This window comes from Luteolibacter flavescens (assembly GCF_025950085.1).
Lineage (GTDB): Bacteria > Verrucomicrobiota > Verrucomicrobiia > Verrucomicrobiales > Akkermansiaceae > Haloferula > Haloferula flavescens.
Map to the genome: position 1 here is coordinate 122,481 of NZ_JAPDDS010000011.1, position 23,314 is coordinate 145,794.

The window sequence follows — 23,314 nt, forward strand, 5'->3', positions numbered from 1 at the left end:
TCTAGACCCATTGCCAAAATAAATTGCAGTTATCGCAGGTATTGACTTGTACGAACGTTTGAGCCATTCCATGCTCCGCAATCTCTAGGCCCCACCAGCTTCCCAATCCTGACACCTGCCCCATCGAGGAGCTGGAGACGGCCATGGATTGTGGACCGGACGGAAAGGCATTCCGCAGGCTCAACGCCATCCACCTGCTCCTCGTCGGCGGTTCCTTCGAACTGGTCCTGCGCAACAGCCGCGTGAAGGAGCGCACGCTCCGCCTGTGGATCTCCCGCTTCAATTCGATGGGCATCGACGGCCTGACCTACCGGCCTCACACCGGCAGGCCCCGCAAGATGCAACCGGCGCAAGTCGTGAGCGACATCCTGACCGTCGTCGACGATCCCTCGCTCGCCCAACAGAGCCACTGGACGCTCACCAAGCTCTGCGGCTGGCTGCGGGAGGAAAAAAGCATCGAGCTCTCCTACCGCACGCTGGTGCGCTATCTCCATGAGCACAATTACGCCCGCCGCATCCCGCGCAAGATGCCGGAGCCGCCCGACCGCGAAGCATGGGAAATCCAGCGTGAAACCTTTGCCGGGGAACTCCTCGACCTGCTGGACGACAGGAAGGCCGATGTCTTCTTCGGCGACGAAGCGGGATTCGAGGGAGATCCCCGTCCGCGTGCCAAATGGGTGAAGCGGGGAACCCGCCCCACGCAGGGATACTTCGGCGGTCATGTCCGGCAGAACGTCGTCGGGGCGGTCAACCCACAGAGCGGCCAGTTGGTCAGCCTCATCGTGCCGCACTGCGACACGCAGGTGTTCCAGGCATTCCTGGACACGATGGCTGCAGAGGTCCCCCGGAAGAAAGGCAGGCGGGTGGTCCTGGTGCTCGACAATGCCAGCTGGCACCGGGCCAAGGGCTTGGAATGGCATCACATCGAGCCTGTCTACCTGCCACCCTACAGCCCTGACTTCAATCCGATCGAGAGGCTGTGGCAGCACCTCAAGGGCCACTACCTGGCAGGATACCTGACGAAGAGCGGCAAGGAGCTGGGAGACAAGATCTACGACTCGATCCGCGCCCTGCTGGATCAACCGGATCTGCTGCGTTCGGTCTGCCGGACGCACTCGGATTAACGGCAATTTATTTTGGCAATGGGTCTAGAAGCGTTCTGTCCGCCGACCAGCGGTCCGGGTGTGAGAACCCGACTTAGACAGCCCCGACAACGTCGGGGAGGCCACGGCTATGCAATAGGCTCTCAATCGGGGCCAAAGGCCGGGGCAGTCGTGTCTAAGCGGCTTCTCAACTCCCCGGCGACTTGGAGCGGTTCAACACCCGCTCCAAGTTCATGAACCGTTTTCTTCTCGCGCTCTCACTGATCTCCCCAGCTTTTGGCATGCAGGGAGCCAAGATGGATTCCCTCCGTCTTCCTTCCGGCAAGGAATACAGAGCAGTCACAATCACGCGGGTTTCTCCCGCAGAGATCGGAATCACTCACGAATCCGGAGCAACCACGATCAAAGCGGATCTACTTTCGGAGGCCATGAGGCGCGAGATCTGGCCGCCTAAGCCTGAGCCAGAGAAGAAAGAATCCCCGTATGCTCAAGCTGAGGTCTCATTCAAGACAAGCGCCTCCGAGAAAGCCATTCACGAAGAGCTTATGAAGTTCATGACGGCTAATCCCAAGGCCACCGTTCTAGCTCTCACGATCCGGGACACGGGACCCAAAGCGCGACAGCATCACCGGATCGTTTTCGACCGGAGCAAGGGCAAGCTGCTCGTGATGCGGAGGACTGAACCTCGCTCACTCGATTTGTCCGACTTTCACACTTGGACATGCTTCCACGTTGGAGAGGCGGGATTCAAAACGGAGATCCCTTGGATTGACGAAAAGGTGTTCAGTTACTCGAAATACCCAGCAGACCCACGGGCCGAATTGCCGCTGAGCTATCCAGAAGAGGAAGATTTGGTACAGTGGCCCTGATGGGTCTTCCCCCAAAATGCATAAATACCGAATTATTGTCGTTCTGCCAAAACGGCGCTAGCCTACGATCATGCCAGACCAACCAACAGAGAAAGAGCCGTCCGCATTCGAGAAGATGCGAGCGCTGGCGGCGCAGGTAGTCAGCACGCCAAAGAGCGAAGTGGACAAGCGCGACAAGGAATGGCGTGCGAAGAAAGACGCCAAGCGGAAGGCTTAACCGAGAATTTCGGCACTCACCTTCACGCGGTGATTGTGCCGCACTAGAGCGAGGATCTTCTTTCCTGTCTCAGTGGGAACGAACCCAGAACCGTGGCAAGTCTCGCAATCGGTGCATGAGTCACGCTCTGAATCGTAGGTGCCACAGCGCCCCATGCAAGAGGGGCAAACCTCTTCCAGTTCGGGTAGCTTTTCCAAAGCGTTCATGGGTTGTCAGTAAGCCATAAATCCACCTCGCACACAAGGTCAATTGCGAGGTCTATGGCAGGATTTTTATGTTCTCTAACGGAAGAACCGGTCAATTTTATTGGCTCCTTTTCGAGCAGCGAAACGAATGGTGCGAAGCAAGCTTCATTTGCTAAAATAGACTGACGTTTTATAAACTCATCGTCCACAAATCCCCGCTTATGAACAAAAATGTTCCGGACCGATTGAAGAGCCAACAGTCGCAAATCATCCATTATCCCCATGATCTTGGGGCTTTTCGAGAATCCTAGTTCGTATGTGAACCGCATTCCATCAAGCGTCCTGAATCCCGTTTTGCGATCCACACCAAGAACCGGATCTTTTCGGTGTTTGTTCATCATGATGCCAGCTTCAAACCCCGGCTTTAGCTGACACGCGCCATCCCAAACCATCTCAACAAGCATTTCAAAGGAGGTCCAAGTTTCGACCACAACTGCCTGCAATACCGCTTGCAGTCCATCGATCATTCTCTGGTCCCCAGTATCCATAAGAACCCCAAGAGCCACTTGATTCAAGGTTGCGGGACTTGGATCTCCAGCCAGCAACCTCTTGGACATGTCATTCATGTAAATTACTCGGAGTTGTTCCTTATGATCGTAAACCGCCTGGTTGAACTCAGGAGCTTCTGGCCTGAGTCGCAGATCATTAAATCCGGATATGAGGGGATAATCTTCGGACTTGTGTAGCTCGGCCAGAGCGAGGCAATCGCACCTCTCCCAAGCAATGGTTGAGCCAGCTATTAGAGGCGGCATATACGCTAGCGTGTGAACTCTCGCCATGTTGCCGATGAAAGCGTTAAACGCTTCGCGAATTGGACCAAAGCTTGGTCCAATTGCGGGAGTAGCCCTTTGGTATTTTTCGACAGAACAGAAATCAGCGGCATCCACCCATGCAATATGCCCTCATCCATTTACTGAGGCAAGTATATTATCGCCCAAAAAAGCGCCAAATCTAAAGGCAGGAAGAAAATCCCGATTCAGAAAATTTCGCGGGATTTCGCGGTTCGATCTTTCTTTGTCCGATGCCCGTGCGGTGGCTACAATTCAAAGTGAAATGCTCTAGGCAGCCGAGGACTTCGAGGTTGAGGAACTCGTCTCGGGAGCAGGAGTTGAAGCCCTCGATCTGTTCCGGGTGTGTCGTTTTCTTTTCATGATGAGAGTCGAACCCGGCAGGCGCCGGGGACTCTCATTGCAGACGATTCAATTTTCGGGGAGCACGCCCTCTGATCTTATATCAACCTCTCTGCCCAAAGAAAGCGACCACCCCCGGAGCATGGTGAATACCGGGGATGGCCGCCTTTGGGCTGTTAGATGGATCTATCTCGCCATGGTATCACGGGGCTGTGACCGTGGCGCGGAGGAAGCCCTTGCCGGGCAGACCATTCGAGCCGCCGAGGCTGAAGCTGCGATAGCTGTAGCCGCTGCCTGCGGGTGGCAGGTCGGTGGTGATGGCGGTCGGCACTGGATTCACCGTGGCGGGGAAGCCATTCAGATTGGTGCTGCCCTGGATGGAGTAGGTGATCCCGTCGGCCACGGAGGCGGCCGTGGATGGAGAGCCGGTGCCAAAGGATCCGGCTCCGGTGCGGATGGCGGCGGTGAGGATCAGCTCCTTGTTGGTATCTCCGTCGAAATCGCTATCGACGGCGAAGGAGTAGATCTTCACCCGGATGCTGCCGTTGTTCGGGTGGCCCCCGAAGGCGAACTCGGTGAGGTTGTCCACGCCGTCCTTGTCCGGGTCCGCGGTCTGGCCGATGATGGCCGGGTCGGTGACTCCGGGGAAGAAGGAGTCGATCCACGTGGCATACGGGGATGCAGCATTCGCACTCGTCACGCTGAGCAGGCCCTCGCCGCTGATCAGCGGGGTCTCGAAGTCGGCTCCGAGCGAGGCGACCGATCCGGGGCGGCCCCACTTGCCTACGGCCTGCGGTGCTCCATTGATGAACAATTGGTCGACCACGTCCGTGCCCGCCGCCGTGAGGATCAGCATGCCACCGGTCTGGAGACGAACGTCCGCGCCATCGGCAAAGGTCGAGGCGACGTTGATGGCCAGCGTGCCTTGGGAGACGGTGGTGTCGCCCTGGTGGCCGATGGCTCCGGTGATGGTCTGGAAGCCGCTGCCGGTCTTCGTGATGCCGAGCGCACCGCCGGTCGAGCCGGTGAAGGTGGCCGAGGTGTTGTTGTCGCCGATGGTCAGGGTGGCGGCGCTGCTGGCGGTGACGAGGCCGCTTCCATTCAGCCCGTTGATGGTGTCGCTGTGTCCGGCGAGGTTTAGCGTGCCGTTGTTCGTGACGCTGCCCTTCGATGCACCGTTCGGAATCTGGTTCGGCGCGCCGATGACCAGGGTGGTGCCTGCGCCGATGGTGGTGTCGCCCGCGTAGTCATTCGCGCTCGCGGTCTGGTTCGCCAGCGTGATGGCCACGGTGGAGGGATTCAGCTCAAAGCCGAGCGGTCCCGTCACCTTGCCGGTCAGGCGAGCCGAGCCGGTATTGGTGAAGAGCGCGCGGGAAAGACTCGCCGTGATGGTGCCGGAGAAAGTGTGGCCCGAGGTATCCAATCGGATGCCCGGCTGATCGGTCCCCAGCGCAGTATTGAAGGTGATGGCATTCGCCACCGTGTAGCCGTTCATCGTGTCCAGCAGGATGCCTGCCTTGTCCGTGGCGGTCTCACCGATGATGATGGGGCCGGTGCCCCAGGGGCTGCTGACGATCGCTCCGGCTGGTCCATTCGTCACGGGGGTGCCCGTGATGCGGAGACGCGTGCCGGAGGATGTGCCATTCGCCAGCACGAGTCCACCGGCGAAGGTGTTCGGAACGTCGAGCCCGAAGGGCGTGACGCCGCTGTTCGCATTCCGGATCAGGACTCGCACCGCTTTCGACGGGCCATTGAGGATGCGGGTGACGATGGTATTGCCCAGACCCGGTGCAGAGAGGGTGGTGGTGCCTGCGCCCGCGCTGGTGTCCGTGATGGATGCCGTGATCGCTCCGCCGGCCACGTTGTTGAAGGAGGCGTTGAAACCATTCAAGTCGAGCACGCCGGTGCCGTTCACGGTCAGCAGCGGGCTGACGCCGAATGCCGCCGCATTGCCTGCCTTCAGCGTGCCCTCGGAGATCGTCGTGTTGCCAGTGTAGTTGCTACCACCAGAGAGCAGCCAGGTGCTGGTGCCGTTCTTGATGAGGGTGGTCGCACCGGAGGTGCCCGGATTGTTGATCGGGCCGGTCACCTGGTTTCCCGCCGCCGTGCCGGAGAGCACGACGTTGGTGGAGAAGGTGGCATTGGCCGTGTAGCCGCCGACCAGATAGTTCGCCGAGGTCGGGTTTAGGGTCAGAGTACCGCCGCCGGAGACGTTGTTGATCGGGCCGGTGGCCAGCGAGTAGCCGTTGCCGCCGGTCACGTTCACCGTGGTGGTGTTCACGTCGTAGCCGGTGGGAGCGATGGTCAGGACATTGCCCGTGCCGGTGCCGAGGTTGTTCACGTCGAAGGTGACGTTCGCGCTACCCATGCCGCCGATGGCATTGCCGCCGGCGAAGGTGACGGGGGCCTCCGAGCGGAGCTGGAGAATGCCACCGGAGTTCAGGATCAGCGGTTGCAGGGCGGTGCGCTCCACGGAGAGAGCCGAGGAGATGCCGGAGACGGTGTTGCCCGCGTTGGCCTGCAGTTGCAGCACGCCGCCGGAGTTGATGACGGTGCGGCTGGCGGAGGCAGCGGGGCGGCCGGTGTTGTTGCCGGAGAGCACCACGGTCGCGCCGTTGTTCACGGTCAGCGTTCCGTCGAAGGTATTGGCCCCGGTCAGCGTCAGCAGCCCGGCACCGGCGTTCAGGGAGCCGGTGAAGGTATTGTCGCCGTTCAGGACGATCGAGTTGCCACCGCCGGTTGTGAGACTGATCGAGTCGGTGCCGTTGTCGGCGATGATGGAATTCACCACCAGCGGGTTTGCCGCGCTGTCATTGGTCAGGTTCAGCGTGTTGTAGAGCGTGGTGACCTGTCCTTGGTTCACAGCGCTACCGAGCACGAGGCTGCCAGCCGCGGGTGCCTGCCAGATGTATCCGCCGGTGCCTTCGCCCACCATGAGCACGTCGGAGGCATTCGCGGGCGAGATGGTCGCGGAACCCGCGGAAGCATCCATCTGCAGGAAGCCAATGTGCGTCAGCGGGGAATTGGCTAGCGTGATATTGCCCGTGGTGCCGCCATTCACGATGCGGACGATGGCGCCGGCATTGTCCGGGATGGAGCTCGGCCCCAGACGGGTGATGTCGGAGTAGCCACCGGCGTAGGGAACGATGGGGCCGTCGAAGTCATCCGTGGCATTTGTGGCGAGCACCGGCTTGCCGGCGACCATCACGCGCGCCCATGGAAGGATGCCGTTGATGTTGTAGTTGTCCGTCTTGGCGATGCCGCTCGCGCCGAGGACCAGCGAGGAACCTGCATTGGCCGTCACGTTGCGGAGCTGGATGGTGGAGTTTCCGCTGCTACGCGTGATGTAGCTGGTCTTGCCCGGGGCGAGGTTGGTGGAAGAGACGATCTCGTCGTGGCTGCCGCCGGAGAGATCGATCGTGCCGCCATTCATGTTCAGCGCACCGTCGGAGAGCTTCGAGTCATTGTGGACGGAGTAGTCGAGACGGAGCGTGCCTTCAGTGACGGTGGTGCTGCCGGTGTTCGTATTGCTGCCGGAAAGGGTCCAGATGCCGAGACCGCCGTCCTTGAAGACGTTCACCGGGTTCGTGCCGTCGGTGATGGGACCGGAGACGGAGCCGGTCGATGCCCCGCGGAAATTGAAGCCCCGGTTGGCCACATTCGAGGAGAGGGTGCCGGTCAGGCTGAGGTGACCTGCACTTGAGAGGAAAGTGGTGCCGCCGCCGCCGGTGGTCGCGACGATGCTGCCAGCGATGGTGTTGTTGCCCGCCTTGTTGATGATGGCACCTTCGCCCGGGAGGGGCGTGCCGACGATGACGGCATTGCCATCGTAGCTGGTGAAGAAGGAGAAATCCGGGGACAACGAGATATCGCCGCCGGTGCCATCCAGCACCAGCGAGCTGAGGCTGGCGGGATTCGCCGTGGGGACCACCGTCACGGACTTCGGTCCCACGCCGAGTGCGGCCGCGCTCGTGATGACCAGGTCGCCGGTATTCACCGTCACGTTGCCGGTGAAGGTGTTGTTGCCGGAGAGCGTCCAGAGGCCGGTGCCGTTGTTTTTGACCACCGAGGTGCGGTTGACCACTCCCGCCACGGTGATGATGGCGCCGGCAGTGCCGGCTCCCGAGGTGGCCGGGGTCACGGTGACGACACGCGTGCCGGTATTGATCGCGGTCACGGTGGTGCCGGAGGCGATGCCCGTGCCGGAGATGGCAGCGCCGACCGTGATGCCATCGACCGAGGCCAGCGTGATGGTGGTGGCGGCCGCAGCGAAATTCGCGCCAAGGGTGGTGGAGCCCGTGGTGGTATTGTCCTGGATTTGGCCGGAAATTTCACCCGTGCCAGCGGTGGAGCCGTTCAGGGAGAGCGCCCTGCTGCCGAGTCCGCTCGCGGTGACATTGCCGGTGATCTTCAGCAGGCCGGTGCCGGAGTGGTTGATGCCACCGGTGCCGCTGGTGCCGCCGAGGTCGAAGGTGCGGTTGGTCGTCTCACCCGTGCCAGTGTAGAGCAGGGTGCCTGCGGTGCCACCGGTGCCGAGGGAGATGAGGGCATTCGTGCCGAGCGGGCCGGATGCGCCGGAGTTGTTGATCGAGGCGACGCTGATATTGCCGCCCATGATGCGGGTCGCGCCGGAGTAGGAGTTGTTTCCCGAGAGCACCAAGGTGCCGCCACCGACCTTCGTAAGCGGGCGCGATCCGCCGCTCTCCGAGATGATGCCGGTCATGTAAACGGGTCCGGCATTCGTGCCGACGATGCCGTCGCCCGCTCCCGTCATCTCGCCTGCGAGGGTGATGGGGCCGGTCCAGGTATTGCCCGCGGTATCCAGACGGAACTGCCCGAGAGATTCGCCCGTGTCTCCGCCGCCCAGGGTGATCGCGGCATGGTGGATGCCAGCCGTGGAGAAGAAGGTGGCGTGTGGCAACACGTTGATGGTGGCGGCTGCGTTGTCAGGGCCATTCATCCAGACGCGGCCGGCTCCTGCGGTGGCGCCTACACCGATGTTCCAGGTACCGGTGAAGTTCGAGTGGTCGCCATTCAGCATCACCGAATTCGCGACGGTGCCGAGCGCCGTGACATTCACGGTTCCCGCGCCGCTGAGCGCGGTGCTGATGCCGGTGAAGGTGACGTTGGCCTTGTTGAGATTGAGCGTCGCGTTGTTCACCACCGGGCCCACGCCGAGGGAGCCCTCGTGGCTGGCGATAAGAGTGCCCGCGTTGATGGTGGTGCCGCCGGAGTAGCTGCTCCCCGCCGCGCCATTGAGATTCAGGGTGCCCGCGCCGGCCTTCGTCAGCGAACTGGCGGTGCCCGTGTTGTTCGCCAGCGTCTCGCCGATGGTGGCGGTGTCGGCAGCATTCATCACCGTAAAGGTGCTCGCGAGATCGTTCGAAAGGATGAGCTGTCCAGCACCCGCGCTGCTGATGCTGAAGCCGGAGACGCCGAAGGTGATGTCATTGACGATGTTGTTCGTCGTCACATTGATCGACTCCGGCGTGCCGGAACTGCCGTCGAAGACCGCGTCCGCATTCTGAGTCCAGACGACGCCACCGGGGTTCCAGTTTCCATTGCCCGCGGCGGTGCTCCAGTCATTGGAGGGGCCCGCGGAATTCCACGTGAGAGGGGCGGATTGGACGGCCAGGGTCAGGGCCGTGGTTAACAACGAAAGACGCGCCGCCGGGGCCAGCGGGAGGCATGAGGAAGGGAGTTTCACGAGTCTTGGGTTCGTTTGGGTTAGTTAACAAAATGCCCGAGATTCTTTCAGGCAGTCATACGACTTTGTGTTTCGCAGATCGCTCCGGCAGGTCATTTCCTGTCATGGCGAATTTTGGCAGGATTTGGGAATCACCCTGCACTTGCATGCCTGATGAAACGTTGCTTGCCCGAGCTTGCGAGAAGGTTGGCACCGCACTTTCGGCCTACCCTTTTCCTAACGCCTCGGATTGACCTCCTAACCAAGGACGGCATTTGCCCACCTGGACGCTGTGGCCGCGAGCAGCTCCGTCACGGCCGTTCTCCGGTGTCTCGATATCTCTTCACCATGGGAGTCAGACCCGGATCTCACCGAGGAATCCGAAGACTGATAGATCAATCTCAGAGAAGGACACCCGCCCCGTTCAGGGTCTTGGTTGTACATCAATTGTACACCTCCACCGGCAACCGGGCTTCTTCCTCGGGTAACGTCCGTCGCTATGGATCGTCGGTGGATCACGGCAGATCCATCACCCCCCTTCCCCGATCACATCTTCTAACATGATGTTCCGCCATCTCTTCCTCGTCCTCCTGTCCATTGCGGGCACCGCCCCTGCTCAGGACGCGTCCACGGTCTCGGTGCGCACGCTGGCCTTCGATCTGCCCGTCCCCGCCGTGGAGCTTTCCATGAAGCGCGAGGACGCTGAAGCAACCCAGACACTCGGCGTGCAGGTGAATCAATTCGGCACGCTGGCCAAGCTCGCACCGGGCACCTATACGGCCAGTTCGGCGAGCTTCGCGTCGAAGGAAACTTTCAAACTCCCCGCGGGAGAGTCCGGCAGCTTCCTGCTGCTCGTCCTCTCGGACAAGAAGGGCCAGTGGAAGATCCTGCCCGTGGCGGATGATGCGTCGCGCTTCGCGGCGGGCGATCGCTTCATGATCAATGCCACGGTGGCACCGGTGGCCGTGCGCTTCGACAAGCAGCGCATCCGCCTCGATCCCGGTCGCTCGTCCTACTTCAAGAGCCCCGTGGGCAAGGCGGAGGGCGACAAGATCGAGATCGAGATGTTCCAGGAAGTGAAAGGCGCGCTGAAGCCCTTCAACTCCACCTACTGGCCGGTGGCGAAGGACCTCCGCACCGTGGTCCTCATCTACCCCGACCTCCGCACCGGCAAGCCCCGCGTCCGCAGTCTCGCGGACATGCCCGAGTCCGCCACCGCAGGAAACTGATCCGCACGATTCCCTCCCTCCCGTTTCCCCCATCTCCACATCCATCCCCTTCCCATGAACCGATCACGAAAAATCCCCTGGCTGATCATTCTGGCAGCCGCTTCCTGCACCCAGCTCCACGCGCTGGAATCCATAGGCTGGAACTTCGACAACGGCCACGAGGCCTCGACAAATGACGGGCTGGTGCCGACCGATCTGGCCGGTGCCGGGCCCTATGCCCAGCTCAACTGGAACAACCACGTGGGTGGCGAGTATCAGAATCCCGGCACCGTTCCCTTCGCTCTGGTGGACAACAGCGGAAGCAGCACGGGCACCTCCGTCACCGCATGGACCCACAGCGAGAGCCATAGCTGGCACCACTCCTACGAGGGCGCAGATGCGAATGGCAGGATGATGAATGCTTTCGCGTGCCGGAATCCCTCGATCAAGTTTTCCAATGTCCCGGCGACCTATCAGGACTCCGGCTACTCGGTGGTCGTCTATTACGCCCAGACGGAGCTTTCGCGGGAATCGATGGTGAAAGTAAAAGGCTCGATCTCCGACGACAAGGAGCGATCCGTGACCACGGGCATCCCGGGCAATGGCACCTCCTACTTCTCCATGGGATTCGTGGAGCAGGACGACAGCCACACCGGACCGTCGAACTACACGGTCATCTCCGGACTGAGCGATCCGGATTTCACGCTCTCGCTGGAGAGCGTGAATGGCGCGAACAACAACGGCATCACGGCCGTGCAGATCGTAAAGGAGAGCGGCGCACCTGCCGAGCCTGCGGGGAACTTCCCCTTCGACTTCATGTCGGAAACGGCGTTGAACCCGGTGCTCACGTGGGATCGCTCCCTGCGCGCGAATTCCTACCGGGTCTTTCTCTGGCTGGATGGCCAACCACGTCCCACGACGCCCACCGCCACGGTCACCTCTACCTCCTATACGGTCACGACCCCGCTCGCTGCGAACACCTACTATCTCTGGTATGTGGTGGCGGTGGGCTCCGAGGGCAATGCGGAGAGCCCGGACTGGAGTTTTTCCACCGGCAGCGCGGCGGCACCGGCGGTCGCGGAGTTTCCCTTTCCGGTGGAGAATTCCACGAACGTTCCCGCGGACACCATCTTTGACTGGAACTACGCGGATCGCACCTCGACCTATGAGTTCTACCTCTGGACAGATACGAAGCCGGCCACGCCCACCGCGGTGAGCCCGCAGATCGGCTACACGTTCCCCGCGATGTTGGAGCCATCCACGACCTACCAGTGGCAGGTGGTGACGGTGAATTCGAACGGCCGTACCGAGGGCCCCGTGTGGTCCTTCACCACATCGGACTTCGTTCCGGTTGGCCGCCCCAGCGTCGGTTGGAACTACCACAACGACTACGACCCGAATGGCGTGCTCGAGGACTACGACGGCGCGGGAGCACCGGGCTACGGCCAGCGGAACTGGAACAACCACCGCGGCTCCGGCCAAGGCCCCGGCGACGTGCCCTTCGCCATGATGGACAACGAGGGAAATCCCAGCGGCATCACGCTTTCAACCTGGATCCACCATGGCGCGAGCAATAGCTGGCACCAAGACTATGCAGGCACGGACGCGAATGGCCGGCTGATGAATTCCTACGCCTGCCGGGATGCCGAGCTGACCTTCACGAATATCCCGCCATCCTACACGGACACCGGCTACTCAGTGGTCGTCTATTACGGCCAGGACACCAGCCGCTCCGCAACGCTTGCCCTCACCGGAAATGCGGACGACGCCATCTCGCGCACCATCACCGCGGGCTCCTCGGCGAATGGCACCACGTGGGAGGCCGCAGGCTACGTGCAGGAAACCGGCAGCCATGGCGGCCCGAGCAACTACACGGTCTTCAGCGGGCTCAATGACGCGGCCTTCAGCCTGCGCCTGACGAGCATCGGCACCTCCGGCAACAACGGCTTCCATGCTGTGCAGATCATCCAGGAAGAAGCGACGCCCTCCACACCTTCCCAGCCCGCACCTGCCAGCGGAGCTTCTGATCTCGCGAATACGCCGCACCTTTCATGGCGGTCATCCCTTCGCGCCACGAGCTACCAGATCCACCTGTGGAAAGACGGCACCACCGAGCCCACGACGCCGACCGGCACTTCCTCGGTCGCGAGCTATGATCCGGCGTCGCCACTGGACTTCAGCAGCACCTATCACTGGCGGGTGGTCGCGCTGAATGACGCGGGCCCGACCTCGGGTCCCGTGTGGTCCTTCACCACCGGCGCACAGGGCGCACCGGATGCCGCCGGGTCGCCATCGCCTGCGAGCGGAGCCACTGCCATCGCGCCCGGCACTTCCTTCACCTGGTCCACGGCAGCACGTGCTTCGCAGTATCGCTTCTACCTGTGGCCAGCCTCCGGCACCCGCCCGGCACAGCCGACGCATACATCCAGCGAACCCGGCTACACGCCGGCCAGCCCGCTGCAACTTGGCACCGCCTACTCGTGGCAGGTCGTCACTTCGAATACCACCGGGACGACGGACGGTCCCGTCTGGACCTTCACGACCGGAGCCTCCCCTAGCGCGCCCAGCCAACCGTCGCCTGCGAATCTGGCTGCGAATGTTTCACGCGTGGTCACGCTTGATTGGGCGAACTCCACCGGAGCCACCTCCTATCGGGTCTTCCTCTGGAAGGCCGCCGACCCCGAGCCCGCGTCGCCCACCGCGACCGTCACCGCGAGCAACTGGTCCGGTGCCATCCAATTGGCAGGCGAAACAGCCTATCTCTGGAAGGTGGAAGCTGTGAACAGCTTCGGCACCTCGACGGGTCCGCAGTGGAGTTTCACCACAACGGCGTCCGCCGGCACCACCCTGGAGAGCATCGGCTGGAACTACGACAACGGCTTCGGCGGTTCGACCAATGACTCGCTCGCTCCCGAGGAGATCGCAGGAATTCCCGCCACCGCGCAATCGAACTGGAACAACCATACCGGCAGTGGCCAAGGCTCAGGTGCGGTGCCGCTCAGCCTGACCGACAATTCCGGAGCGGCCACCGGAACCTCCGTGACCAATTGGACGAATATCGGCGGAGCCAACAGTTGGTTCCACGCATACTCCGGCAGCGATCCGAATGGCAAACTGCTGAACGCCTACTCGGCGCAAGGAACCAGCATCACCTTCTCCGGCGTGCCCGCCAACTACCAGGGCGGCGGCTACTCGGTGATCGTGTATTACGGACAAAACGGCAGCAGCCAGGCTCAGGTCTCGATCACCGGATCCGTGGACGATCTCGCCCAGCGCATGATCCGGGCCGGAGCACCGGAGACCTCCAGCGCGTGGGCATCCATCGGCTATGTGATGGAAACGGGCTCCCTCAACGGCCCGACGAACGTGACGGTCTTCACCGGGCTCAATGATCCGAACTTCACCGTGGCGATCACCAATCCGAACGGTCCATTCAACAATACCGGCATCTGCGCCGTGCAGATCGTGCGTGGCCAAGTCGAGACCGGCAGCGCCTACGAAACGTGGGCCGGTGCGAAGGGCCTCACCGGTGGCGATGCGTCATTCGACGCTGACCCCGATGACGACGGCCTGGCCAACGGGCTGGAATTCATCCTCGGTGGTGAGCCGAATCCCGCCAACTCCGGCGCGGCCTCGCTGGCGATGCTGCCGGTGATCGCCGACTCCGGCACCTCGGTGACCTTCACCTTCACCCGCACCCACGAGTCATCGGGAGTCGAGCCAATCGTGGAGTTCAATAATGATCTCGGAAGCGAGTGGACCATCGCGAATGGCTCGAATTCCTCCACGTCCATCACTCCGGGTGCCAACGCCGATACCGTCACCGTGACCATTCCGAAAGTTTCCGCCCCCAGGCTGTTCGTCCGGCTGCGCGTTGAGGGACCCTGAGCTTCGAACGCGATCCAGACGAGGCATCGACCGGTCCCGCACGACCTCTCCCGGGACCGGTCGATCGCAGCCGCCGTTTCACACCATCCGGCTATCCAAGCACCCATGATCTCCACCTCTCATCGCCCGTCGGTTTCTCTCCGCGCCGCCCTCTTGCCCATCGTCGCCGCCATCGTGCCGCTCACCTCCTTCGCCGAGGAAGCTCGTCCGGCTGCCGCTGGCATCCATCTCATCCCTCCGGTCAAAACGCTCGTCCCCGCGCAAGGCGAGTTCGCGCTCTCTCCTGCCACCCGCATCGTCTGCTCCAATCCGGAGCTCTCACCACTGGCTGCAATCCTCTCCCGCGAGATCTCCACGCTTTGCGGCATCACGCCCGCGGCATCCGCCATGCCATCGCGGGCCGGGGACATCTCGCTACATCTCGATCCCGCGCTGAAGGGCGAGGCCTACACCGTGAAGATCGACGAGCAGGCCGAGATCCGCGCCGGCAACTATCAGGCGCTCGCTTCCGCGACCGTGACGCTGCTGCAACTCCTGCGCCACGAGGAACCGGGCAAGGCGTCCCTGCCCCGCGTGCAGATCTCCGACCAGCCGGACCTCGCCTTCCGCTCCGCGATGATCGACCTCGGGCGGAAATACCACAGCGTCGGCGGCATCAAGCAGGTTGTGCAGCTTTGCCGCTTCTACAAGATCCGCTACCTGCACCTCCACCTGTCGGATGACCAGCTCTTCATGTTCCCATCGAAGCGCTTCTCGAAGGCGGGCAAGACGAATGCTGAGTTCGCGCGCTTCGAGCCCGCCGCCCAGGAAAAGAGCGAGCCCTACAGCCGGGAGGAACTCGTCGATTTGGACCGCTTCGCGCGAGAACACGGGGTGCTCATCATTCCCGAGATCGACCTGCCCGGCCACTCGGGCCGGCTGATCGCCAACGAGCCACGCGACTTCGCGATGCCTGGCAACGGCTCCACCGTCCACATCGCAAATCCGAAGACCTGCGAGGCGGTCGAGGCGCTGCTGAATGAAGTGATGGACGTCTTCCAGAGCGGACCCTACGTCCACATCGGTGCGGACGAGGTGAGCCTCGCGGGCCTGGAGGAGACACCGGAGTATCGCGACGCGCTCAAGAAGGACCCAACCCTGAAGACACCGCACGATCTCTACTGCAAGTTCGTCAATCACCTGCACTCCATCGTCACGAAGCGCGGGAAGAAGACCCTCGTCTGGGAAGAAGGCTGGAATCCCGGAGGTCCCTACCCCTTGCCAAAGGACGCGGTGGTAGTGGTGTGGTCGCAGGGGCGCAACCCGGTGGACATCGCGAGCAGCGGCTACTCAATCGTCAATACCACGTGGACGCCGCTCTACATCGTCCGCGACAACAAGAAGTCGCCCGAATTTCTCCACGCGTGGAATCCCAGCCTCTTCGGTCGGGAGAACTCAGAGGAATACACGCATCTCGAGGACACCTCGAAGCTCATCGGCGCACAGCTCACCTCTTGGGAGAATTCGGAAGCCATCGAGATCCAGAGCATGCGCGAGCGGCTCGCGATCGTCGCCGAGCGTTGCTGGGACCGGAGCGGCGCGACAGGCGACTACGCGTCCTTCCGCCAACGCTGGGAGAAGACCGACGCAAAGCTGGACCTCATCGTCCACCCCATCGCCATGGAGGTGGATGGGAAATTCACCCGCGACGAGAACACCTTCAGCGAGCCGATCACCGTCCGGCTCACCTCGCGGAAGGAGGGCTTCACGATCCGCTACACGCTCGACAACACCTTGCCGAATTCCGGGTGGAAGGACTACGAAGCGCCCTTGGCCATCGACCGCACCGTCTTCCTCCGGGCCGGTCTCTTCGACCGCCGCGGCAAGCAGACCGGCCCCCTGCTCGGCGCGTGGTTCCGCAGCGAAGCCGATGCGAAGCGCTGAATCGACCTGCATCCCCTCCACGTGATGGTCACGCTCAAACAATCCGCCCTCTGGGCCATGGCGCTCGCCGCCCTTCCGATATCGCACTCTGCCGCCCAGGAGAAGGAACGCACCGAGGAGAGGAAGGGCAAGCATGTCTCGGTCAGCTTCCGCAAGGACGACTGGGCGCTCCTCGGAGAACGCAAGGACTTCATCCCCTTCCTCGACTCCACCTACCTGACGATGGCCGAGCTCACGAACCATCGCCCGCCGATGACGCTGCGCGGCTATCGCGATCTCGGTGCGTGGGGCACGGCGGGACTCGACGGCGTGAACATCGACTGGAACTTCGTGCCGGGTCTCCTCACCGACTTCACGAAGGACAAGGTGGAATTCGGCGTGCTGCACGAGATGGGCCACGTCTTCGACGCCCGCAACCACGGCAGATGGTACATCACCCCCAGCGCCGGCGGCGAGACCTTCGCGAACATCAAGCTCTCCTATGCCGTGGAGTGTCTTCTCACGGATGAGGCACCGTATCGCATCGAGTTCGGCCCCGGCGGCATGCAGACCGGGCGTGCCTTCAACGACAACTTCTACCTGAACAAAGGGGAGGAATACCTCGCGGGAAGCCAGCCATGGACCGCGATGGACGTGGATGCGCTGCATGCCTTCCACCTCCACTTCGTCCGCCTCTACGGGTGGGATGTTTACAAGAAGTGGTTCCGCGCCTACCAGGTCATCGAGGAGGACGCCGATGGACGTGCCCCGGAGTCCACGGAGGATCCGATCCGCATGCAGATGGTTTGCGCGCTGCTTTCCGCCTTCTGCGGCGAGAATCTCGTGCCGGAATTCCAGCGCTGGCGCATGCCGGTGACGGACGAGGACGTCGCAACCCTCACGAAGAAGCATCGCCTCGCCTCCGTGGTGAAGCGGGTGAATGCGGACTTTGCCCGTGAATTCACGAAAGGCGGCATCAACCTCGATCCCCTCAGCCTCGCCATCCGTCCGCAGCCCGGGAAGGAGTCGGTGACGATCTTCAGCATCTTCAGCGATCTGCCGAAGACGGAGGTGCGCTACTCCATCGATGGCTCCGCTCCCGCCCGATACACCGGCACGCCCGTGAAGGTCGCATCGAGCAAGACCATCGAGGCCTCGCTCCACGTCCCCGGCAAGCGCGATGCCATCCTGAAGACCCGCCGCACCATTCCGTGATCCCGCGGGCAGTCCTCACCCCGCCATTCCAAGCCTCATCATTCCATGAAATCGCGACTCGAGATTGATCGCCGGACCGGGAGCGGCTTTGCCCTCGTGACCACGCTGGTGATGATGATGCTGATCACCATCATCGCGGTCGGCACCATCAGCCTGTCCGCGGTCTCGCTGCGAAGCTCGACGCGTGGCGATGCCATGGCGGAGGCAAAGGCGAATGCGCGCCTGGCCCTCGGCCTCGCGATCGCCCAACTCCAGAAGCACACCGGCCCGGATCGCAGGGTCACCGCGCCCGCCGCCATCCTCGATCCCGGTGACGCCGTCGCGAACGAACGCTGGTGCGGCGTGTGGCGCACGGACGGCGGGACCACGCCCGGCGACCGCGATGCGGACTTCTCCGGATGGCTCGTCACCGATGACCACGACACGCCCGAAGTGGGTGACGCCCTGCGCGAGATCCCCGGCGAATCCGTGGCAATGCGAAAGGCCTCCGGAGCAAAGGAAGTGCGTGTGCCACTGCTCACCCTGCCCGGGGACGGCCGCCTCGGATGGTGGACTGAAGACGAGTCGCTGAAGGCCCGCGCCGACTTGCCGGACGTCCCTGCCACCACACCGGGCGACCGCACGGTGGCCCGCCACAGTGCCGCGCGGAATTCACCCGAGAGGCTTCCCGGAGTCGAAGGATTCGATCCAGCGGCGGAGAGCATCACGACGATCGTCACACCCGCGCAGCTCGGACTCGCGGCAAACAAGTGGCCGGAACCCCATGACCGCGACTTCACCACCTACTCCCGCTCGCTTCTGACGGATGCACGGAACGGCGGCATCAAACACGACCTGAACACCCTCTTCGAGCTGCCTGCCGACAAGATCACCGGCTTCGGCAAGTGGGAGGGCTCGTCCAGCACCGGCAGCCAGGAAGCCTACCTCTATGGGCAGGCCGGCATGGCGCTGGGTGCGCGCTGGAATCATCTCCACACCTACTACAATCTCTACAAGGACACTCACTTCAGCGGCGACGAGCCTCGCATCAGTCCGCACTCGCCGCTGATCGACTGGCACAAGGCGGACTCCGGCACCGACTACGGCGACGCCGGCGGCGGCTTCCGTTTCCCGCGCGTGGCAAAGGTGGTGTATCTCTTCTCCTACTCCGCCCGCAGCGAGAACAACCCGCAGCAGCCCTACACGCTGCAGATGATGGCGGACATCTACGTGACGCTGTGGAATCCTTTCGACGCCCGCATCGTCTTCCCCGCGAACACGACCTTCTTCGCCAAGTTCCACAAGCGCCTGCCGCTGAAATTCGACTGGCGCATCAATGGCAGCCCGATCGGCTCGCCCACGCTTGAGGACATGATCTCGGCAGGCTATTTCACCCAGTCTCCCTTCTACAATCACGCCGCGGGCAGCCAGTTTTCCATGGGTCCCGGCGAGACGCTGACCTTCTCCATCCGCAGGGGCACGAAGGAGTATCACCCCGGCATCGAATTCGAGGGTGGCATCTCGGGCGACCAGATCGGACCGAACAAGGCAAAGGTCCGCGGACGGGCCAGCGACCGCATCTCCGTGGGGCTCTCACCCACCGAGGTCGCGCAGACCGGCACGGGGAACAACTTCTCCCAGTACCTCGACTTCTGGATCTACGACACCTCGCGCGAGGTCCCCTACTATGAACATCGTGGCGAGATCCTGGCCACCAGCGACACGAAGTTCATCTCCTGGATGCCGGGGCTGGATCCCGCCAGCATCCCCACCCGTTCCTTCAGCCAGATCATCGGGAAAAAGCAGCCCTTCGCCGCCTTCATCATGGAACTGAAGACCGCGGAGGACAGCACGAATCCGATCAGCGCCTTCCTCAGCTCCGGCATCATGCGCCTGTCTTCCAAGATGCGCGGCGATCACACGTCCTTCGTCAACGAGCGCTTCGACTACCGCCTCGAGCCCGTCACCAGCTTTGACTCGGACGTGCTGCAGATCACCCACGCCGGGCACCCCGCCGGGGCGAACCACGGCTACACCGGCTCGGGCACAGGTCCGGGGAACGGCCAGACGCACGTGCTCGCGGCGTCCATCCCGACCGTTCCGCTCACTTCCCTCGCACAATTGCGCCACGCGGGAACCGGCGACAGTGCCTCGACCATCCGCGCCACGGTGTGGAATCACAACGTGAACGTCGCCTCCCCGCCCTACGCCGACCAGGCGATAGCGAATTCCTACGCCCACCCGCTGCTACCCGCGGACAAGTCGGTTAGCGGGGATCTGCTCGACCACCGCTACCTCGGCAATGAAGCACTGTGGGACCACTATTTCTTCTCCTCGCTCGCGCCGCGGAATGCCGGACGCTTCCAGTCCAGCGAAAGCATGGCGCAGGCATGGCGCAGTTTCATCGCGGGTGAGAAGGCGCTGCTGAACCCGCGCTTCACCCCGTGGCTGGATGACCGGGACGCGGATGAGATCCACGGCGAGATCTTCGAGTCCAGCGGAGCCACGGAGCCGAGGATCGACGCTTATCGCCGGATCGCCGCGCACCTGATGCTGGAAGGAGGCTTCAACGTGAACTCCACCTCGGTGGACGCCTGGCATGCGCTGCTCGCCTCCACCCACGGCCGCTCCATCACCCGCCTGAAACCGGGTAGCGGCACGAATGGCGACGAGGCGGAGTCGGCTGGCGCGCTCTTTTCCCGCACGGATGTGGTGCTCGGCGGTGCCGCCGACGCTGGATCGGATGACCTTCAAAGCCACTACACTGGCTATCGGGATCTGGATGACGAACAGCTCCGGGAGCTCGCGGTGAAGATCGTAGAGCAGGTGCGATTGCGCGGGCCATTCCTCAGCATGGCGGAGTTCGTGAACCGGAGGCTCGACCGCGATCCCAAGTTGGGGCTGTCCGGCGCACTCCAGACGGCCATCGACGACGCGGGGCTGAATGACGAGGTGAGGGACGCCGGGCTGCCCGGGTCGCCCAGCCCCGGCGGCGCCGCGATGGCCTTCCCCGAGGCCAGCGCGCTGGGCACCGCGGCGGGCACCCCCGGCTGGCTGATGCAGGGTGACCTGCTCGATCCCCTCGGGCCGAATCTGGTCGTCCGCGGCGATACCTTCCGCATCCGCGGCTACGGTGAATCTCGTACTTCCACCGGCGAAGTGGGTGCCCGCGCCTGGTGCGAGGCCGTGGTGCAACGCCTGCCCGGGTATCTGGATGGCAGCGAGAGCCCCGACGCCTACCCGCCCCGGCAACCGCTCAACGAAACCTGGGGACGACGCTATCGGGTCGTCCACTTCCGCTGGCTCACCGGCGCGGAGTCCTAGCCATTTCCCCCTTTTCTTTCGAGGTCACCACAAGTCCATGGAACTCCAGCAAGCCCCTCCCCGCCAAACATCCACCACACGCCACGACGCACGCCGGGAGGTCGTCCGTCATCTGGATCGCCTGCGCCCGCAGGTCATCATGCCCGCGCGCGGCTTCATCCGCTACCCCTACTGCATTCCCGGAGGCTTCTATGAACAGCAGTGGGACTGGGATGGATTCTTCATCTCCTGCCACCTCGCCTCGCGCGACCCGGCACGCCCCGAGTATCTGAAATACTGGACGCTGAACGTGCTGAACTCCGTGCTGCCGGATGGCGACGTGGCTGCCTGCATCTCCACGGAAGGCGTCCGCGCCCGCCTCCCCTCGCTGCGGCTGAAGCCCTTCCTCGCCCAAGGCGCGGAGCTGGCCGGCAGGCTCGGCGGCGATGACTCGTGGCTCGTACCTCATTATGATGAGATCGTCCGCATCGTCACCCGCCGCGAGGCGAGCCATCGGGATGCGGCTACCGGCCTCTATGCCTGGGAGGATGCCATGTCCTCCGGTGCCGACAACAACGTGGCGGTCACCAATGACCCGGAGGCCCGGCGAAAGATGGCCGCCGCCGACGTGAATGCCTTCCAGTATCGGGAATACGAAGCCCTTTCCCGGCTCGCCGACCGGCTGGGACATGCGGAAGACGCGCGCCGCTTCGCGACCATGGCATCCAAGCTCTCCGCAGCCATGATGAAGCACCTGTGGAGTCCGGACGATGTCAGCTTCTGGACCATGGACCTGCGCGATGGCACTTGGCGACGTCGCGTCTCCTACTCGAATTTTGTCCCACTCTGGGCCGGTCTGGTGCCCCGCGTGCATGCGAGAGAGATGATCCGGCGCTACCTCTGGAATGCCGATCACCTGCTCTCTCCCCACGGACTCCGCAGCCTCTCCGCCAGGGATCCCGACTACAACAATGTCAACATGATCGACCCGCACTCGAACTGGCAGGGACCTATCTGGCCGATCGTGAATTACTTCTATTTCACCGCGCTCGTCCGCTACGGCTTCGCCGATGAAGCGGAGGAACTCGTCGATCGCCTGTGCCGGCTCTACCTCGACGACATCGAATTCTGCGGGTCGCTGCACGAAAACTACGACGCCGAGACGGGCCGTCCGCTGGCACCCTCCGCGGATCAGTCCGCCACGGGGCGCGAAGGTGGATTCGTGGGATGGAATCTGCTTCTCCAAGACATGATCGAGGTGGTCGAGGGCCGGGAGCATCCGCTATTCATCTGACAGCAATCGAGCGGTCCAACGGTATTGTTGCGTTGATGGCATCCTCCGACCCCCTGCCGATCCGTCTCACGCTCACCGACCAGGTGACCGAGTGCCTGCGCCAACGCATCCGCGACGGTGCATGGGACCAGGTCCTGCCATCCGAGGCCGAGCTTTGTCGCGAGCTCGGGGTCAGCCGCGGCACACTGCGCCGCGCCTCCGCCGTGCTGGTCGAGGACGGCACCATCACCTCCGGCGGACGTGGCGGCAGGTATCGCATCGCTGCCCAGAAGCCTCCGAAGCGCTCTTCCAAGATTCCCGCCACCGGGAAGATCGTCCGCATTCTCAGCCCGCAGCCGAGGTTCGTCCTCACAACGCTCACGCAAAGCATCTTCCAGGTGATGTCCGAGTCGCTGGGCAGGTCGGGCCTTCACCTCGAGTTCGAGTATCATCCCGGCCTCTGGCGGCTGAAGCACCCGGACACCGCGCTGAGGAAGATCACTTCGCAACCGGACACCGCGGGCTGGGTGCTGTATCGCTCGACCCGCGAGGTGCAGACCTGGTTCGCCGCATCGGGCATCCCGGCGGTCGTGCTCGGTGGCATGTTCGGCGGCATCGCGCTTTCACATGCGGAGTTCAATCTGGAAGCGGTCAGCCGCCACGCCGCCGGGGTCTTCGCCGCGCGGAAGCACCGGCGCATGGTCTTCCTTTCCGTGGAGAATGCCACCGCGGGGGATCGTGCGAGCGCGAAGGCATTCATCGCCGCCGCCACGGCTGCCGGTGCCTGGGCCGAGCTCGCGATCTATGACGACACGGTGGCCGGGCTCTGCCACGTGCTCGACGGACTGCTCCTCGGCCAACCGGTCCCCACCGCATTCTTCGTTGCCTTCCCGAATCACGCGCCCGCGACGGTGGGCCACTTGACGCGGAGAGGCTTTCCGGTACCCACGCATGCTGCCGTGATCTCGCGGATGGATGCGCGGCTGCTCTCGGAAGCGATCCCGTCCGTGGCGCGGTATAGCATGGATGGCGAGGCACTCGGCCGCGGCATGGCCCAGCTCCTGAAGCGCTCCATCCGGGCGGGGATCAAGACCTCCCAGCGCCATTGCGTGATCATGCCGGAATTCATCGATGGCGAGACCGCCGGCGGCCCGCCCCCGGACTGGTATCTCCCGAAGGCGAAGCGGCCCGCAGGCAAGTGAGAGTCCGGAATTGTACCACGATGGTACATCTTCCGCCGTGCTCGCGGAGGTATCCTCGCCGCGGCACCCCACCATGATCTCCCGATATCCCCCG

13 protein-coding genes are annotated in these 23,314 nt (G+C 63.0%); 10 read left to right on the plus strand and 3 right to left on the minus strand.

Annotated elements, in window-relative coordinates; genetic code table 11:
• Positions 1-143 precede the first annotated feature (143 nt).
• From OKA04_RS18175 to OKA04_RS18185, 3 genes are all read left to right on the plus strand, one after another.
• Positions 144-1,124, plus strand: coding sequence for an IS630 family transposase (locus tag OKA04_RS18175; protein WP_264502624.1), 981 nt, complete (start codon positions 144-146; stop codon positions 1,122-1,124).
• 212 nt (positions 1,125-1,336) lie between these two features.
• Complete coding sequence (locus tag OKA04_RS18180; RefSeq protein ID WP_264502625.1) at positions 1,337-1,972, plus strand: hypothetical protein; 636 nt, start codon at positions 1,337-1,339, stop codon at positions 1,970-1,972.
• A 70-nt stretch (positions 1,973-2,042) separates the two neighbouring features.
• A complete protein-coding gene (locus OKA04_RS18185) occupies positions 2,043-2,189 on the plus strand; it encodes a hypothetical protein (protein ID WP_264502626.1) in 147 nt (48 codons plus the stop codon).
• Here the strand turns inward: OKA04_RS18185 and OKA04_RS24785 are convergent.
• From OKA04_RS24785 to OKA04_RS18195, 3 genes are all read right to left on the minus strand, one after another.
• Complete coding sequence (locus OKA04_RS24785; RefSeq protein WP_425503696.1) at positions 2,186-2,395, minus strand: hypothetical protein; 210 nt, start codon at positions 2,393-2,395, stop codon at positions 2,186-2,188. The genes OKA04_RS18185 and OKA04_RS24785 overlap by 4 nt on opposite strands.
• Positions 2,392-3,321, minus strand: a complete 930-nt coding sequence (locus OKA04_RS18190) for a hypothetical protein (RefSeq protein ID WP_264502627.1) — start codon at positions 3,319-3,321, stop codon at positions 2,392-2,394. Before OKA04_RS18190 ends, OKA04_RS24785 begins: the two co-directional genes overlap by 4 nt.
• Before the next feature lie 445 nt (positions 3,322-3,766).
• Positions 3,767-9,271, minus strand: a complete 5,505-nt coding sequence (locus tag OKA04_RS18195) for a beta strand repeat-containing protein (RefSeq protein ID WP_264502628.1) — start codon at positions 9,269-9,271, stop codon at positions 3,767-3,769.
• A 539-nt stretch (positions 9,272-9,810) separates the two neighbouring features.
• On the opposite strand from OKA04_RS18195, the gene OKA04_RS18200 reads away from it, so the two are divergent.
• From OKA04_RS18200 to OKA04_RS18230, 7 genes are all read left to right on the plus strand, one after another.
• Entirely contained in the window at positions 9,811-10,479 is a 669-nt protein-coding gene (locus OKA04_RS18200) for a hypothetical protein (RefSeq protein ID WP_264502629.1), read from the plus strand.
• 54 nt (positions 10,480-10,533) lie between these two features.
• Positions 10,534-14,346, plus strand: coding sequence for a hypothetical protein (locus tag OKA04_RS18205; protein WP_264502630.1), 3,813 nt, complete (start codon positions 10,534-10,536; stop codon positions 14,344-14,346).
• Positions 14,347-14,451: 105 nt separating this feature from the next.
• On the plus strand, positions 14,452-16,269 hold the full coding sequence (locus OKA04_RS18210; RefSeq protein ID WP_264502631.1) for a family 20 glycosylhydrolase: 1,818 nt from the start codon (positions 14,452-14,454) through the stop codon (positions 16,267-16,269).
• A 24-nt stretch (positions 16,270-16,293) separates the two neighbouring features.
• Positions 16,294-17,463, plus strand: a complete 1,170-nt coding sequence (locus OKA04_RS18215; RefSeq protein ID WP_264502632.1) for a M60 family metallopeptidase — start codon at positions 16,294-16,296, stop codon at positions 17,461-17,463.
• A 45-nt stretch (positions 17,464-17,508) separates the two neighbouring features.
• On the plus strand, positions 17,509-20,766 hold the full coding sequence (locus OKA04_RS18220) for a pilus assembly PilX N-terminal domain-containing protein (protein ID WP_264502633.1): 3,258 nt from the start codon (positions 17,509-17,511) through the stop codon (positions 20,764-20,766).
• A gap of 37 nt (positions 20,767-20,803) precedes the next feature.
• Positions 20,804-22,039 (plus strand): amylo-alpha-1,6-glucosidase, encoded by a 1,236-nt coding sequence (locus OKA04_RS18225; protein WP_264502634.1) that lies wholly within the window; start codon positions 20,804-20,806, stop codon positions 22,037-22,039.
• Between the two features lie 35 nt (positions 22,040-22,074).
• Positions 22,075-23,220, plus strand: a complete 1,146-nt coding sequence (locus tag OKA04_RS18230; protein ID WP_264502635.1) for a substrate-binding domain-containing protein — start codon at positions 22,075-22,077, stop codon at positions 23,218-23,220.
• The last annotated feature ends 94 nt before the right edge of the window (positions 23,221-23,314 follow it).

What these genes read in the sequence shown, in the direction of transcription:
- OKA04_RS18185 (WP_264502626.1), top strand. Translation starts at nt 2,043, where the DNA reads ATGCCAGACCAACCAACAGAGAAAGAGCCGTCCGCATTCGAGAAGATG.
- OKA04_RS18200 (WP_264502629.1), top strand. Translation starts at nt 9,811, where the DNA reads ATGATGTTCCGCCATCTCTTCCTCGTCCTCCTGTCCATTGCGGGCACC.
- OKA04_RS18180 (WP_264502625.1), top strand. Translation starts at nt 1,337, where the DNA reads ATGAACCGTTTTCTTCTCGCGCTCTCACTGATCTCCCCAGCTTTTGGC.
- OKA04_RS24785 (WP_425503696.1), bottom strand. Translation starts at nt 2,395, where the DNA reads ATGAACGCTTTGGAAAAGCTACCCGAACTGGAAGAGGTTTGCCCCTCT.
- OKA04_RS18215 (WP_264502632.1), top strand. Translation starts at nt 16,294, where the DNA reads ATGGTCACGCTCAAACAATCCGCCCTCTGGGCCATGGCGCTCGCCGCC.
- OKA04_RS18175 (WP_264502624.1), top strand. Translation starts at nt 144, where the DNA reads ATGGATTGTGGACCGGACGGAAAGGCATTCCGCAGGCTCAACGCCATC.
- OKA04_RS18210 (WP_264502631.1), top strand. Translation starts at nt 14,452, where the DNA reads ATGATCTCCACCTCTCATCGCCCGTCGGTTTCTCTCCGCGCCGCCCTC.
- OKA04_RS18205 (WP_264502630.1), top strand. Translation starts at nt 10,534, where the DNA reads ATGAACCGATCACGAAAAATCCCCTGGCTGATCATTCTGGCAGCCGCT.
- OKA04_RS18230 (WP_264502635.1), top strand. Translation starts at nt 22,075, where the DNA reads ATGGCATCCTCCGACCCCCTGCCGATCCGTCTCACGCTCACCGACCAG.
- OKA04_RS18225 (WP_264502634.1), top strand. Translation starts at nt 20,804, where the DNA reads ATGGAACTCCAGCAAGCCCCTCCCCGCCAAACATCCACCACACGCCAC.
- OKA04_RS18220 (WP_264502633.1), top strand. Translation starts at nt 17,509, where the DNA reads ATGAAATCGCGACTCGAGATTGATCGCCGGACCGGGAGCGGCTTTGCC.